General features: G+C 43.7%; 12 protein-coding genes. 4 read left to right on the top strand and 8 right to left on the bottom strand.

Translation table 11 applies throughout. The annotated features are described in order from the left end of the window. Positions 1 to 15: 15 nt before the first annotated feature. Positions 16 to 753, bottom strand: a complete 738-nt coding sequence (locus NCCP2222_RS13835) for an SDR family NAD(P)-dependent oxidoreductase (protein WP_248512942.1) — start codon at positions 751 to 753, stop codon at positions 16 to 18. Positions 754 to 949: 196 nt separating this feature from the next. On the opposite strand from NCCP2222_RS13835, the gene NCCP2222_RS13840 reads away from it, so the two are divergent. Beyond that, entirely contained in the window at positions 950 to 2,533 is a 1,584-nt protein-coding gene (locus tag NCCP2222_RS13840; RefSeq protein WP_248512943.1) for a SulP family inorganic anion transporter, read from the top strand. 85 nt (positions 2,534 to 2,618) lie between these two features. Here NCCP2222_RS13840 and NCCP2222_RS13845 read toward each other — a convergent pair whose 3' ends face one another. From NCCP2222_RS13845 to NCCP2222_RS13860, 4 genes are all read right to left on the bottom strand, one after another. After that, the gene (locus NCCP2222_RS13845) at positions 2,619 to 4,586 is read right to left on the bottom strand and encodes a TRAP transporter permease (RefSeq protein WP_248512944.1); all 1,968 of its coding nucleotides are present in this window, start codon (positions 4,584 to 4,586) and stop codon (positions 2,619 to 2,621) included. Between the two features lie 54 nt (positions 4,587 to 4,640). After that, on the bottom strand, positions 4,641 to 5,639 hold the full coding sequence (locus NCCP2222_RS13850; protein ID WP_248512945.1) for a TAXI family TRAP transporter solute-binding subunit: 999 nt from the start codon (positions 5,637 to 5,639) through the stop codon (positions 4,641 to 4,643). A gap of 223 nt (positions 5,640 to 5,862) precedes the next feature. Continuing rightward, positions 5,863 to 7,146, bottom strand: coding sequence for a murein biosynthesis integral membrane protein MurJ (gene murJ, locus NCCP2222_RS13855; protein ID WP_248512946.1), 1,284 nt, complete (start codon positions 7,144 to 7,146; stop codon positions 5,863 to 5,865). Continuing rightward, entirely contained in the window at positions 7,143 to 8,246 is a 1,104-nt protein-coding gene (locus NCCP2222_RS13860; protein ID WP_248512947.1) for a glycosyltransferase, read from the bottom strand. The genes murJ and NCCP2222_RS13860 overlap by 4 nt, the downstream gene beginning before the upstream one ends. Before the next feature lie 425 nt (positions 8,247 to 8,671). On the opposite strand from NCCP2222_RS13860, the gene NCCP2222_RS13865 reads away from it, so the two are divergent. The 3 genes from NCCP2222_RS13865 (at position 8,672) to NCCP2222_RS13875 (ending at position 13,778) form a co-directional block, all read left to right on the top strand. Then, the gene (locus tag NCCP2222_RS13865) at positions 8,672 to 9,565 is read left to right on the top strand and encodes a C40 family peptidase (protein ID WP_248512948.1); all 894 of its coding nucleotides are present in this window, start codon (positions 8,672 to 8,674) and stop codon (positions 9,563 to 9,565) included. Positions 9,566 to 9,709: 144 nt separating this feature from the next. After that, a complete protein-coding gene (locus tag NCCP2222_RS13870; RefSeq protein WP_248512949.1) occupies positions 9,710 to 11,422 on the top strand; it encodes an N-acetylmuramoyl-L-alanine amidase in 1,713 nt (570 codons plus the stop codon). 184 nt (positions 11,423 to 11,606) lie between these two features. Continuing rightward, positions 11,607 to 13,778 (top strand): 5'-nucleotidase C-terminal domain-containing protein, encoded by a 2,172-nt coding sequence (locus NCCP2222_RS13875; RefSeq protein ID WP_248512950.1) that lies wholly within the window; start codon positions 11,607 to 11,609, stop codon positions 13,776 to 13,778. Between the two features lie 78 nt (positions 13,779 to 13,856). On the opposite strand, the gene NCCP2222_RS13880 is transcribed toward NCCP2222_RS13875, so the two are convergent. The 3 genes from NCCP2222_RS13880 to NCCP2222_RS13890 all read right to left on the bottom strand — a co-directional run. Beyond that, entirely contained in the window at positions 13,857 to 14,942 is a 1,086-nt protein-coding gene (locus tag NCCP2222_RS13880) for a CapA family protein (protein WP_248512951.1), read from the bottom strand. A 128-nt stretch (positions 14,943 to 15,070) separates the two neighbouring features. Next, a complete protein-coding gene (locus NCCP2222_RS13885) occupies positions 15,071 to 15,244 on the bottom strand; it encodes a hypothetical protein (RefSeq protein WP_238080623.1) in 174 nt (57 codons plus the stop codon). Positions 15,245 to 15,380: 136 nt separating this feature from the next. Beyond that, on the bottom strand, positions 15,381 to 16,558 hold a 1,178-nt coding region (locus tag NCCP2222_RS13890; protein WP_248512952.1), incomplete at its 5' end, for a bifunctional 2',3'-cyclic-nucleotide 2'-phosphodiesterase/3'-nucleotidase.

The following is a 16,558-nucleotide window of genomic DNA, read 5'->3' on the forward strand; positions in this document are numbered from 1 at the left end:
CGGATTCTTTATTCATTATCTAGCGGAATAGCCACCGTCGATGACAAGTTCAGCACCTGAGATGTAAGCTGCATCATCAGAAGCAAGGAAGAGTACTGCTTTCGCAACATCTTCTGGTTGTCCGAGACGTTGAAGCGGTGTTGCTTTGATGAGCATGTCAAGAACTGCTTTAGAGGATTCCAAGTCTTTAACCATCGGTGTTTCAATAACACCTGGGAATACTGTGTTTACACGGATGCCATGTTGGCCATATTCAGCTGCTGCCGCACGTGAAATAGCGCGTACCGAGCCTTTAGAAGCGGAATATGGGTTAAGTCCCATACCGATCAATGCTGTATAAGAAGAGATGTTGACAATCGATCCTTTTTTCGCGTCTTTCATATTCGCAAGTGCATGTTTCAAGCCAAGGAATGTACCAAATCCATTAATATCGGAAAGTCTCCGCCAATCTTCAATTGTGATTGCATCCATTGGTTTTTCAGTGGAAATACCTGCATTATTCACGAGGATATCCAATTTGCCGAATTGATCCTTCACCGTTTTCATTGCTGCAGCCCATTCTTCATCTGAAGTAACGTTCAAACGCACTGTTGAAACGTTGTCAAAGCTGCCCCATTTTTGGCTAAGCGCCTCTTCGTTAATATCAGCGGCAACCACTTTTGCTCCTTCTGCTGCAAATAGACGTACCATCATTTCGCCCATGCCGGATGCTCCGCCTGTTACAAATACTACTTTATCTTGGAATCTTTCCATGAGTACCGCTCCTCATAAATTTATTTTGACATCTAAATAATAATCCTTTTTTTATTCAATAGCAATTAAACAAACTCCCAATGGCTAACTCACTTTTCAGAGAAGTAAGACCTATGTTTTTTCCAAGTATGTTGCCACTTTTCAAATGACGAGTGAAACAATGTTCAAAAAAATAAAGTGGCAGAAGTGAACAATCTTGTTCAAGGATAACCGTTTTATTTCTTATAATGCTGCCGGATTCCAAAAAGATATGATTGCCGGAATCACTGAAGGGATCGTAGCCATTCCACTAGGGATGGCTTTTGCAATTGCTTCAGGCGTCAAGCCGGAATACGGCTTATACACGACAATCATTGCCGGTTTCCTGGTCGCTCTATTCGGAGGAAGCCGTTTTCAAATTGCGGGTCCGACCGATGCGTTTATTCCCATCTTGCTCGCTATAGTCCTTCAATACGGCTATGAGGATCTGCTGATTGCCGGAATGATGGCAGGAGTGTTTCTCCTCCTCATGAGTTTTCTCGGCGTCAGCCAGCTCATCCATTTCGTCCCCCGATCTATTACGATCGGTTTTACAACAGGGATTGCCGTGATTATTTTCACTGGCCAGCTGGGCAATTTTCTAGGATTAACCGGTTTGTCCAATCATGAGTTTTTTCATGAGAACATAGCAGGACTCATCAATCAAATCCATACCATCAACGGCTACAGTATTGTAACAGCTTTGATTGGCCTGGCCGTCATTTTACTATTGCCTAAAATAGCGCCGCGCATTCCGTTGTTATTGGTCGCTCTGTTAATACCGACCATCGTCTCTTTTCTATTCTTTCCAGGACAAGTGGAAACAATCGGATCGGCATTCGGGGGAATTCCAAGAACTTTGACTAGTTTTCATTTGCCTCATATTACTCTATCCAAACTTATCACTTTGTGGCAGCCTGCTTTGATTATCGCGGCACTAGGAGCCATTGAGTCACTGTTATCCGCTGTCGTGGCGGACGGGATGAAAAATGGGGAGAAGCATAATTCGAAAAAGGAATTATTCGGTCAAGGGATCGCCAATCTGATCACACCTCTATTTGGCGGCATACCGGCTACGGGAGCCATTGCCAGAACGGCGACGAATATCAGGTCAGGCGCCGTTAGCCCTGTTTCCGGGATGGTGCAGAGTGCGTTTGTTCTAGGCTTCTTGGTAGTATTTGCACCGTACGCTTCCTTTATCCCTTTAGCTTCCATGGCGCCGATCCTCATGTATGTCGCTTGGAATATGAGTGCCCGACATGCATTTGTTCATATTTTGTCTTTGCGTTCAAGCGACTCGATTGTGTTGCTGACGACGTTCCTGCTTACCGTTTTCATCAATTTGACAGTGGCTGTCCAAATAGGCATATTGCTTGCAGCCCTTTCATTCCTGAAGAAAATGAGCGGAAAGCTGGCGATCGTTCCGCAAAAACTTTCAGACGTAGAAAAACTCAAGTTTGGCGATGGCGGAAAGACTGTTCGTAAATTTGCAATAGATGGTCCTTTATTTTTTGGAACAGCGAAACGTTTTGAAGAAAGCTATCCGAAAATGTTGCTTGAGGAAGAAAGTGTCGTAATCCTCGATTTAGAACACCTTGCCATGATGGACGCTACAGGCGAAGCAACACTTTTTGCCATGCTGGACGAGGCAGAGCGAAAAGCCATCGAGATTAAGATCAAACGATTGCCAAAAGAAAAAACAGCCATCCTCAAACGAAGCGGCCTGAACAATAAGATCGGAAAAGAGAATTTTTTCATGTAGAGAGTAGCATTAGGGAGAGAATGTATTAATTCATTAAAAACAGGTGGCGGAAACCGAATCGTTTCCGCCACCTGTCACTTTTGGTTTACACCGTAACCATTTTCCGTCTCGCTTCCTCTTCCGGCCGTTTCTTTTGAATAACCCAGATCAGAGTAATCAATACGATTCCTGCGAGACTTGTATAAAATTCAGGCAGGATTAGCATGAGCCCCGCTCCAAATAGTACAATTCGTTCCCATAGCCGCGAGTTGCGGATAAAAAATCCGATTACCGCGCTGCTGACTCCGACCATGCCGATCAGAGCGGTGATTAAGCCCGTAATTAATTTAAAAGCTGTAATATCTACAAATACGAAAATGGGATTGTAGATGAAGATATACGGAATGATAAACGCCGCAATTGCCAGTTTGACGGCTGTCATTCCTGTCTTAAACGGGTTGGCCTTAGCAATCCCCGCGCCCGCATACGCCGCGAGACAAACAGGCGGTGTGATATCCGCCACAATGCCGAAATAGAAGACGAACATATGCGCAGCAATCGGAGCAATGCCGAATTCATTAATCAAAGCAGGCGCTGCGATTGTCGCCGTTACAACATAGTTTGCAGTAGTCGGCAGTCCCATCCCGAGAACGATACATGCAATCATTGTAAAGAAAAGAGCGAGGATGAGGTAGCCGTTAGAGAGAGCAATAATGCCAGCAGCGAATTTTGCTCCTAACCCTGTCATGCTGACAACGCCCGCTATAATGCCTGCAGTTGCAACAGCGGCGATTACCGGCAGGGCAACTCGGCCCCCTTGCTCGAGCACGTAAATGATTTTATTAAAACTGAATTCCGACTCCTTTCGGACCAATGCGTTGAAAATCCAGATGACGAAAGCAGAAGCGATCCCGAAGAGTGCTGCTCTTTGTGGTGTAAAACCCGACATGATGGTAACAATGATCACGAGCAACGGAATGATCATATAGCCATCCCGCACAAAAATTTTCTTAAACACCGGAAGCTCCGATTTCGGCAGGCCGAGAATATTGAGCCGTTTCGCCTCAAAATGAGTCCCGATGAAAATCCCGGTGAAATAGAGGATCGCAGGAATGACCGCCGCCAGCATGATCTGGGCATAGCTGACCCCTAAATACTCCATCATGATAAACGCTGCCGCCCCCATCATCGGAGGCATAATCTGTCCTCCGGTCGAGGCAGAAGCTTCCGTTGCTGCAGCAAACTCCGGTTTAAATCCAGCCCTTTTCATCATTGGAATGGTGAATGAACCGGTCGCCACCGTATTACCGACAGAACTGCCAGAAACGGTCCCTTGCAGTGCACTGGCCACTACCGCTGCTTTTGCTGTTCCGCCGGTAAACCGCCCTGTCAGGGAAAATGCCAAGTTATTGAAAAACTGTCCAATTGGCGTGTTGACGAGAAGCACACCGAAAAAGAGGAACAGGAAAATGAATTTTGCTGATATTTGAAGCGGTGTTCCGAATACCCCGCTTTCACGGTACCAGAGATTCGTCATCGTCCGATCTACAGCAAATCCAGGATGGGACAGGATTTTCGTTGGTATATGGTTGCCCAAAATGGCATAGCTAATGGCAACTAGTGCAACGATGACAATCGGCAAGCCTACTGTCCTTCTTGTCGCTTCCAAGACTAATAGGATGCCAAGAATGGAGATAATAATATCAAGAGCACTATAACCGGACACCCGGCTTTGCAGGATGGAATCAAAAAAAATGATTTTATGATACGCCACATACATCGCCGTGAAAGCCAGCACGACATCATACCACGGAACGCCCTTCTGCGTCTTTCTCCATTCTTTTTTCGCCGGATACAGCAAGAAGACGATTCCGAGTGCTGTTCCCAGATGGATGGCCCCTTGCTGCTGCGAAGGCAGCACACTTGTCAGGCCGGTATAGAGATGAAAAATTGTTAAGGCGACACCTAAAAACGTAACGATCCAGGCCCATCTGCCGATATTGATGCGATACTGATTTTCCTTATCAAATTTTTCAAGGATTTCCTGTGCATCGACCACCTTTTTCTCTTTCATTTCCTTTCCTCCTAGCTACTTAAATTATCTCCCATCCACTTCCTTGTGCTTCTATCATTTCAAGTCTTCAAAACTAGTGATTCCAGTCTTCTCACGAGTTACGATCTGTACGACTTCCGGATAAATATGTCCGATGAAGGCAGCATTCTTTACCGGATTTCCATCGAAATCAGCCTTGCCCTCAATCGCATTCAAGGCAGGAACGTGTACTGTCATCCCGAGATCCATATTCCCTTGCGAAATAGTCGAGAGATTTTCAACTGACGCGCCCGTCTCCATGTTCGTCACGTTGATGCCATCAATGTATTTATTCCAAAGGTTCGCCATTTCTCCGCCTAGCGGATAATACGTTCCCCCCTGGCTTCCTGTACCCAGCGTAAGCTCTGATTTCCGGTTATCCTTTGAAGCGGAAAGTTCCGCCACTTCGTTATCGACTGTCAACCCTTGTTCTTCATAATACTTCTTCGCTCCAGGATGAATTGGAAGTCCTTCAGAACCGTTCAGCGCATTTTCCAAAATCATTTGCTTCGCTTGGGCATGGGTATTTTCACTGGCATTTTCAATCATGCTTTTTGCCAGTTCATATCCAAGCTCCTCATCGATTGTATCGGTGTTACCCATAAGAATGGCATAAGCGGTTACGGTTTGGACATCTTCTGTCAAGAAATCATACGAATCTTTTGGAATCGTGTACGGTTTGTAGCCTGATTTCTCTTCAATCTGTTTGACCGCCTCGTCGGACAGGCTTAACATCCTTACATCTTTGGCAGATGCCTGTAAACTTTCTATACTGGAAGCCGGCAGTCCCAAAATCCCGATGGAAATATCGATATTTCCGTCCTGCACACCGTCTGCTGCCGCTCCAAAGCTTTCCTGAAATGCTTTATAGTCTCCGTCACCAATACCATAGGCTTCCAAAATGATTTTTGAAACATTGTTCGTTTCACTTGCGGGTGGTCCAATTGCAATATTTTTCTTGCCTTCCCCACAAGCGGATAAGACGAGCACAACCCCGAGCAAAACCATTATCCATCGAAGGCTACTCCTTTTCACTGTTACATCCCCCTTTTTGTTTATCATCCCCTTCTCGTAAGCGCTTACAAAAGGATAGGTGATTCGTTCTCTAAGAGGTCTATGACGCTATGAAAAGTAGAATGTTATTTTAAATTATACTGAACATTAAATATTTTTCAATCATTCCACTATTATTCCCATAAAAAAAACAAGAACCGCTTCCCTTTTGACAGGAAAAAGCTCTTGTCTTTTTTATTTCATATTACAGCTTCCATTTAATCCGCGCATAAAGCCAAAGCATGATGAAGTTTGCAGCGGAACTGATGACAGTGCCGTATGCAATGGCCACAGCACCGAGAGAATCTACCAAAGCGTAAATGATCGCAATGTTGATTCCTAATACACTGATCAGACTAAATATGACAGGGGCAATTGAATTCCCTTTCGCATAATAGAAACGTGTGACATAGGTGTTTGCCGCCAAAAAGAACATGGACAACGAGAATGCTTTGAAAATCGGCACAGTTATGGCGATTGATTTTCCACCAAACTCGCCATGTCCAAAAACGAGCCGGACAATCGGGTCTGCAAAGAAGTAGGCGATTATTGTGGCTGGGACAATTAAAGCGGCTAGATAGAGCATCCCTTTCTTGTACAAGGAACGGATTGTCTCCGTATCCCCTTCGCCTTCCTTCCTGCTCAGCATTGGATAAATGACCGTCGTTACGGCTGTCATCATGACGGCTTGCGGGAAACCGCTCAGTTTGGATGCGTAGTTGATGGCCGAAATCGCCCCTTCACTTAATCCGGTCGCCGCAACCCGCTGGATAATAGCATAAAATTGCAATGATGCGCCTCCAAGTAAAATGGGAAGGGCAATGACCCATACCCGTTTAATATCATCCGTCATACCGAATGATGGCTTAAGAGAAGATAAATTGCTCCGCTTAATGCCTACATAGAGAAACACGACCATAAGCACCGCACTGACAAACGCTCCGACTCCATAGGAAATCGGTCCGATTGAGTACGTCAGGACAGCTCCGATGACGAGAAATGCCGCATTGTACACAAGAATGGCGACACTCGAAAGGTGGAAGCGATCATGCAAATTAAGCAACCCGCTCATCCAAGTCGAGAGAACAAGGAAAATCGTGGACGGCATCATCCATAGAAATAGTGGATAGACGGCAGCTATTTCCGCATTCGACAGCTTAAAGAATACAATTCTTAGGAATGGCTCTGCAAATACAAATGCCAGTACTGTAATGACTGAGATAAATGCCAGTACTGTCGTAAACGATTTTCTGATAAATAGTGCTTTATCTGCTGAAGTCGAATGATAGACAGAAATGAATGCTGTCGTTAAGCCCCCTCCAATTACGAGATAAAGGAAGTTCGGAATCGTATAAGCAGTTGCAATCGCATCGGCAACACGACTAGTTCCGTATTGGTTTCCGATGACCATTTCCCGGGCAAATCCAATAAGCCGGGCCAGAATGTTGATGACAGCTACAGCGCCAATAATTTTAATAAATTTGCTCATTCGCCCAGACCTGCCTTATCTTCTATAGAGCGGTAGATTGACAAAAGTCGTTCACTGATTGATTCAAACGAGTTTGATTCCACTTTGCTTTGAACCATCTCTCGATTCAATACCGCCTCGCCATTCAATGCCTGAAGTATGCCATCCGCCAGAGAATCGGCATTTTTCGGCTCTACTGCAATCCCCGCTTGATCAGCAAGCAAATACGAGAGACCGCCCACATCTGTGCCGACAACCTTCGTTCCAGTTGCCATCGCTTCCAGAACGACTAGCCCAAAGCCTTCATGGTGAGATGGAAGGACAAATACATCCGAAGCAGCCATCCACCGGGCGATTTCATTTTGCGGCTTTGGCATTTGCTGGACCACTTTGACGTCATGTTTCAACATATGCTTCGCCAACTTTTCCATAAACCCTTCGTCCTTTGGTGACCCGATCAAATAGAGTGATGCATCAGGACTTTCATGTTTGACAAGTTTAAACGCTTCAACCAACTCCAGCAGGCCTTTTGCTTCAATCAAATTCCCAACATATAAGACCACTTTTTCCTGTGCCGGTATGTCCAATTCCATCCTCGTTTCCTCTTTCGGATATGGTTTGAACACTGTAGTGTCCACTCCCATGCTCATTACATAAACCTGCTCTTCCTGGACGCCAAACTTTTGGATTACATCTTGCTTCAGTCTTTCTCCGACAACGATGACAGCCTCTGCATTTTGAAGGATGGAAGCTGTCATGGAAGCGATCTTTCCGCCTTTCGCTGCCATCTTATCAATATCTCCGCCATGAACCGTAATGACATACGGCAGCTTCCAAATCCGTTTTCCCATCAATGAAATGAGCCCGGTCGGGAAAGCATAATGGCTATGTGTCAACGAGATACGCTTTCTATTTTTCAACATATATACAAACGAGCGAAGCAGCCAAGTCCCATATTTCTTTGCAGCTGCCCCTTTCCCTTTTGCTGGGTCGTCGATTGCAATCACATCAACATCGAGCCCATTGGAACGCAGTAATTCCACTTGATTTTTAACAAATATCCCAAACGTCGGATGTGGTCCGGAAGGATACATATTGCTGAAAACCGCTATTTTTCGCATCTATTCTCTTCCCATCTACTTATTCTACCTTCACTTCCATTGAACGATTATAGCATAAGTGCATGCCGCAACGAATACGAGAGGAGTTACCGGCAGTCTAGGCCGGTTTTCATGAGATAAAGTTCATATGTAATATGTCTGTAATAAAACGCTTGAGCCTTTTATCTAGTCCGTTGGAACTTACTTTCAATCGCCTAAAGATCTAGATTGCTAGTGAAAATCTATTTCATAAGGGAACGAAATACTGTTTGAAAAAGTTCCAAACCTCTTGAAAACAGCGCAGTGAAGAGGTTTATAAGATTACTAGGCTTTGTAACGTTATTGTAATGTAACTGTAACCGAAATGAAGGTTTAGCTGTGCTAATATTGGTTTCAGATAAAAGCACACTGTATAAAACGTGCGGAAGGGGAATTTGGGAACCATAATGAAAAGACTTATTGTAGCTTTGTTTGGGTCAGTTTTAATCGCAACGTCAATTCCAGCCATGGCCTCAGCGAATTCACCGACAGCGCTCGTTAGTACAGCGAAGAACTATATCGGCACACCGTATTCATACGGTGGGACAACCACATCCGGATTCGACTGCTCAGGATATACGCAATATGTATTTAAAAAAGAAGGTCATTCAATTCCAAGATCGACAGGCGAACAGTATGCAATGGGAACATCTGTTAAGAAAAGCGATCTGACAACAGGAGATCTTGTGTTCTTCAACACGACAGGCAAAGGTGTTTCGCATGTCGGTATTTATATCGGCTCCAGCCGGTTCATCCATGCATCTACAAGTAAAGGTGTCATGATTTCTTCGGTCAACGACCCGGCTTACTGGGGCAGCCGTTACTTAGGTGCCAAGCGGGTAGCAAAATTTGACCAGAAGACAGTCGCATTTGATGAATCCGCTACCTTGCCGAAATATGTAACACGTTCAGAAGTGGCAGAAACATTATATAAAGAACTCGGTTTAGAAGACCTGTCTCACCAGACGGCTTTCTCAGATGTACCTGCCAGCCACCCACACTATGATGCCATCATGGCTGTTACAAACGCCGGCATCTTTTCAGGTAACGATGGCAAGTTTAATCCAGACGGTTCATTGACACGAGCACAACTAGCAAAAATAGTTGTCGAAGCATTCCATCTGGAAGGCACATCACAACAGACATTCTCAGACGTCCCTACGGATCATTGGGCAACTGAATATATTAGCACACTAGCATATAATCATATTGCAAGCGGCTATGAAGATGGTTCTTTTGGATTAAACGATAAGCTTACTGCAAAGCAATTCAACAGGATTGTCGAACGTCTTAACCAATAATGCATATCGAACCGGGTGTTCCGTTTTTGGGGACACCCGGTTTTATGTAGAAAACTATATAAATCTATCGAAATTCCTCTAGATTTAATGAATCTACACTGTTACACTAAACCTACACCAATAGTAAAAATTAGGGAGGACACCATGAAAACGATTAAATGGGCCACTGTTGCTTTGTTGTTTTTCGCTCTTGTTTCCATCGTCCCAGGTCATTCCTCGGCACAATTCAAATTCTCTGACGTATCTCCAGACAAGGAATATTTTGAGGCAGTACATTACATAGCTGATCTCGGCGTTGTGAATAAAGTTTCCAAGTTTAATCCCGGAGACAATCTGACACGCGCACAAGCTGCCAAAATGTTAGTAATCGCTTCCAAGAAAAAGGACATGCCTACCCCTTCTATTACTTTCAAGGACTTGAAACCGGGCACGGAGCAGTATGAATTTGCAAGCCGTGCGGTTCAACTTGGTTACTTTAAAGTGGACAAGGACGGCAAGTTCAATCCTAATGAAAAAATTAAACGTGATGAAATGGGTTATGCCCTTTCAGTCGCATTCCATTTATCAGAAAAGATCACAGTTGATCACCCACTCATGCTCACGGATATGAAAAACCATCCGTATGCTGATAAAATCAACGGACTTTATTACGCCGGAGTCACGCAAGGAGATGCAGGAAAGTTCTTGCCGAACGACCTGCTGACACGTTCCCAATTTGCACTCTTTGTCGCACGCGCGTTGGATGACAAGTTTGCGTTGCAGGTGAAACCGCCGGAACAGACATCCAGAACGTATTTCGCTAAAGTCGTAACAGGCGGCATCAACCTGAACGTCCGAAGCCATCCCGCATTGACTGGTGATGTCGTCGGAAAGCTAAAAGATGGAGAGATTGTCGAAGTGCTTGGCCAGACTGGCGATTGGCTTCTCATCCTGATTGACGGAAAAAATGGATATATCAATAAGAGTTATACAGTCGATGTAGGCGTAGAAAAACCAGGTGATGATGTAGCAACAGAAGAACCTGGTGAAACTCCTCCAGATGTGACAGAACCTTCTCTTCCGGAAGAAGATGAAAATGAACCATCCGTTGGTACGAGCGGCTTGATCGGCAAAGTAACGGCTGACAGCTTAAACGTTCGAAAATCAGCCAACTCGACATCAGAGGTCATCGGTAAATTCAAGCTCGGTGAGAAGGTCGAGATTCTATCGATCTCCGGCTACTGGGCTAAAGTTAACACAAGCAAGGGACCAGGTTATGTCCATAAAAACTATTTAAAACTAATCAACCAATCTGGCAATCCATTAAAAGATCGAATCATTGTCATTGATGCAGGACATGGTGGCAAAGATCCCGGTACAACAAAAAGTACGGCTAAAGAAAAAGAGATTACTTTAAATGTAGCGAAGCGAGTGGAAGCAAAATTGAAGAAAGCCGGAGCTAGTGTGCTGATGACACGTTCTGGTGATACGTTCCCTTCCCTGCAAGACCGTACTGATTATGCTAAAAAACATTACGCTGAAGCATTTGTCTCAATACATGTCAACTCAGCTGGCTCCACTTCAGCAAAAGGAACAGAGGTCTATTACGATTCTTCTACCAATCCAAATGCTGCAGAAAGTAAAGCCCTTGCGAAAAAGATTCATGATAACATCATCAAACGCGCTGATATGGCAGACCGTGGTGTGCGTGACCAACGATTCTATGTTATTCGCAACAACAATGTCGCCGCTGTATTAGTAGAATTAGGTTTCTTATCGAATCCCGAAGATTTCAAGAAACTAACAAGCGACCAATATGCGGAACTTTATGCAGAAGCTATCTACCAAGGATTACTTCAGTATTACTCCGCCCAATAATTTTTAGCCGGAAAGGATTAATCCTTTCCGGCTTTTTCTTTTGCCAAGTGTTTACGAAAAATTAATTTGTCCTCTTGTCGGTATAATGCTAAACTGGAAATGACTACGTTTTCGTCATTATTTATCTTTCACTAGTATAAAAGAATGATGGACAACTACTACTACAAAATGAGGATGGTGTATTATGTCGAAAAAGTATTTTAAGGGGGCGGCGGCTTCCATTTTGCTATTCAGTATCGCAGGCGTCACACCTGCTGCCGTTTCAGCCGAGGAAGCGTCGAAAGACTTTTCAATGACAGTGTTCCACAACAATGATTCCCATGCACACTTGGAGAATATTGCTCAGTTCGCAGCATTATTGAAGGAAAAGCAAGCTGAACATCCGAATAATGTACTGCTGCATGCTGGTGATGTATTCTCTGGAACTCTTTACTTCAATGAGTTCATTGGTCAAGCAGATTTGGCGTTTATGAATTATCTTGGCTATGATGCAATGACATTTGGAAACCATGAATTCGATCTGGGCACAAGCCCTGAAGGCCATAAACCGCTTGCTGACTTTATCAAAGGTGCAAAATTCCCTCTTGTCTCTGCGAATGTTGACTTCACAGAAGATAAGAATTTTGATGGCTTACAAGAACGAAAAGTAGTGGCAGAGCCAGAGGACGGCAAAATCTATAATGGAATTGTCAAAGAAATTAACGGAGAGAAAGTCGGTATTTTTGGTCTGACTACTGCAGAGACTGCTGATATTTCCAGCCCTGAAGCAATTCAATTTACGAATTATGTTACTGAAGCAAAAGCCGCAGTTGCAGCATTCGAAGAAATGGGCATTAATAAAATAATTGCAGTCACACATATTGGCTTTGATGACAATCCTGCAATTGATAATGATCAAGAACTTGCAAAACAAGTTCCTGGCATCGACATTATTGTTGGTGGTCATACGCACTCAAAATTAGAAGAACCTTACGTGGTAAATAAAGATAAAGAACCCGTTATTATTGTTCAAACTAATGAGTACCATAAATTCCTTGGACAATTAGATGTAACATTTGATGAGAATGGCGTTATCAAAGATTACAAAGGTGTTCTTCATACAGTTGATAAGGAAGGAGCTAAAGATCCTGAAGCTGAAAAAATGCTTGCTCCTTATACTAAACAAGTAAATGATACTATGGCTAAACCTACTGGTGGAACTGCAGATGTCTTCTTAAGCGGACTTCGTGGACTTGGCGGGGTGCGTGCAGGTGAAACAAACTTAGGTAATATCATTACGGACGGAATGCTTGAAAAGGCAAAGGAAATTGATCCTAACGTGGCAATCGCTTTCCAAAATGGCGGCGGTATCCGCGCTTCTATTAAGACAGGCCCGATCACATACGGTGAAGTACTAACAGTACTGCCATTTGGTAACAACCTTGCAATTATCGAACTGAGCGGTGCAGAATTGAAAGAAACATTCGAGCACTCTGTAAAGGAATACCCGAAAGAAAACGGAGGATTCTTACACGTAGCTGGTATGCAAGTTGTTTTCGATGGTACAGCTGAACCTGGAAAACGAATTGTTTCATTAAAGATTGATGGTAAAGAAGTGGAAAACAATAAAATGTACAAAGCTGCGACAAATGTATTTACAGCTCGTGGTGGAGATGGTTTTGCTGCTTTAGGAAAAGCTTATGAAGAAGGCCGTGCAAGCGAACCAGGATTTAGCGATTGGGAAAACCTTGCAAATCATCTTCAAGGAATTGGTACCGTTACGAATGGCCTTGAAGGTCGTATTATCGCAACTGTTCCTTATAAGGATCTTTCCTTAAATAGCTGGGCATATCCTTATGTTTCCGACCTTTATTACAGAGATATTCTCGAAAAGGATAATAAATTCAAACCTGGTCAAAAGATTACCCGTGCAGAAATGGTTTCTTGGATTGTGAAAGCGCTAGACTTGAAAACTGAAGGCGTGGCTGCTGCACCATTCAAAGATTTAAATGGTGTTTCTGACAACCTAAAAGCAGATATCGCTGTTGCCTATGAAGCTGGCATTATTAAGGGTGAAGACGGTAAATTCCATCCAAACCAAAACGTAACGCGTGCACAGTTTGCTTTAATTCTTGACCGTGCTTATGAGAAATCTACTGGAACAAAGTATACAGCAACTGCAAGAGCACCTTACTCTGATTTTGGAAAGTACTCTGCAGAAGCTGTTAATGCGATTTCCATGCTACATGAGCTAGGAATCGCTTCAGGTTACGAAGGTAAATTTATGCCTGAGCAATTTACAACACGTCAGCAAGCAGCAAAAATTGTTTCTAACTTCATCTACACTCTTAAAGTAAAAGACGAAGAATCTAAATAATTCACTTGAATGAATTATAATAAGCGTTCTGCCGAAAAAAATAGGCAGGACGCTTTTTATTTTTGAAGTCGTTTTCCCTTATTCCGCTGTCAGCCCAACATGCTCCTCTACCCACTTCTCATTCTTAGAAGCCTGCAATCCCGCCTGTTCGAGCGGAACGACGACATAACGACGCTGTGCATTGCGTATGACAGCTGTCGGGATCAGATGGGCTTCGCCTACAGTTGCCATCTCATGTCCGGCAAACTCCAGCTTTCGGATGCCCACCTTTCCTATCCCACCAATGTTTGTCGTATCAAACTGCTGGGCGGAATAGAAGTTTCCTAATGAATAAAAGACGTGCGTCTCCCCCAGCTTTTCATACCGCTGCAAGACGTGGGGATGATGGCCGAAAACAATATCAACTCCTGCATCGGCAAGAAATTGAGCTATCTCCTTTTGGTAGGTAGAGGGTTCCAGCGCATATTCCATTCCCCAATGGATCGAAACGACGACAACATCCACCTTCTCACGAATCAATTGGATATCATTCTTCATTTTCTCCTGGTCTATTAATCCAACCATATAATCTTTTCCTGCTGGTACAGGAAGTCCATTGGTTCCAGACGTATAGGCAAGGACACCAATTCGGATCCCTTTTACCTCCACTATCCGTTCGGTCTCTCGATCTTCTTGTGATTCATAGGCACCGACATATGGCATGCCATACGCCTTCATATGTTCAATCGCCTTTCGAAGCCCGTTTTCGGTTTGGTCCATCGTATGATTGTTTGCCATATTGATCATATCAACACCATTCTCTTTCAAATCTCGGATAATATGCTTGGGGCTATTGAAACGCGGATAGCCCGATAAGCCAAGCTCTTTTCCGCCCGGCAGCGATTCCTGGTTGGCCAAAAGAAAATCGATTCCGTGGAGCTCCTCCGAAATGGCTGCAAAAGAAGGATTATAATTGTCGTATTTATAAAGTGGATTGTGCAATAAAATGTCGCCTACCATGCCGACCGTGATATGTGTTGCGTTCTCCTTCAAATTCAGAGGATCCAGGTTACATTGGATCATGGCTAAATCCTCTGGCACTTCAACTGTTTCCGCTTTTCCGAGAGGCCCACATCCATTCAGCATCAAAAATGAAAACACAGTTAGCAGTACTCTTTTTCTCAACGTCTTATCCCCAGTCTCTTTTCCAAATCTTTCTCCCTATTAGTATACGTGAAAGATTTGTTTTGAAAAGTAGATTGGAACGTAAAAAAAAGGCATTGTCGATACAATGCCTCACTCCACTCAGTATTTCATTTTTTCTTATCCTCATCCATTTTCCCAACTGTATTCTCGAATTGTTCCATTTGCTTTTCGGCACTCTGCTTAGGTTCCAAATCGGGAAATTCCTTTGCATCCGGCATCCCGGTAAATCGGCTGTCACGGCCTTCACTTGCATTTGGTTCCACTTGAAATTTTCTCTCCAATTGAAACAGCTCCTTCTGCACATTGTAACCTTTACGATACCCGGAACAGAATATATTACACGTGGAGTGAAAAAGATGTTTGAAAAATTGCAGATAAAAAGAAACGGAGCAGAGATATGCTCCGCTCCGTCACTTCTTATTTCAATTTGATTGAGAATTTCGCAAAGCCGTCCTTAGTCGGAGCGACGTATTGAACATCGCCTTCCTTAGGAGCTACGTTTTGTGCTTTTGCTGATGTTTCGAAGAAAATCTTTGCATCGCCTTCTACCGGCACAAATGACCAGTTATTGTCAGCAGATGGGTCGATTGTCTTTTGATCGATCATATAATCCATAATCGCTTCACGGTTTTCGTATGCATATTCAATAGTATTGATTGCATTACGAACACCCGGGAAGTTTCCACTAGCGCGGTAGTTGTTTGTCACAACGATGAATTTTTGTTCTGGATCGATTGGTTTTCCATCAAATTGCAAATTGATAATCCGGCTTGCTTTTTCGTTAATTGTTTCGCCTTTGTAGTCATACTTCGCAGGTTGTGTCACATCGATTTGATATGTGACGCCATCAATTACATCAAAGTTGTACGTACGGAATTCACCGTTAATCAAGTCTTGCTCTTCGCTTGAAGCAGGATCGATTTGGTTGAATTGACCCGCAGACATTTCAAGCCATTCTTTTACGTCTGCACCTGTCATAACAAGAGCGGCTACTGTATTGTCATAAACATATAGATCCGCTACGTTCTTAATTGCAATTTCACCTGCAGGGATTTCTGTGTAATAGTTAGCTCCATTACGTCCGCCTGCTTTAAATGGCGCACCCGCCGAAAGAACTGGAAGGTTTTCAAATTCTGTGCCTTTAACTTGATCTTCCACATACCATTTTTGTGCATTCGTTACGATTTGTATAGAAGGATCATCTTCTACTAATGCAAAATAACTTGTAATTGGTGCTGTTGTTTTGCCGACTGGGCTGCGCACATATTCGATAGTTCCTTCATGAGCTTCTTTTACTGCATCAATTACTTTTTGATTCACAACGTCAGACTTTTTATCGACTTCACGCAATGAACCTGTTCCGTCAACAACCTTCCAGCTGTCTCCGTCTTTCTCCAATACTAAGTCAAGAATTCCTAAATGGCTTCCGAACTTGCCAGGCATTACGACCGGCGTTCCGTTTACAGTGCCTTTTTCCATATTGATGTTTGGAAGATCAGCGTAATCTCCAGGGAATATAGAGTGGTTATGCCCTGTAAGAATCGCATCTACCCCTTCAAATTGGGAAATTTGATACACAACATCATCTTCGCCCT

The organism is Sporosarcina sp. NCCP-2222, from assembly GCF_023168145.1.
In the GTDB taxonomy this organism is placed as follows: Bacteria; Bacillota; Bacilli; order Bacillales_A; family Planococcaceae; genus Sporosarcina.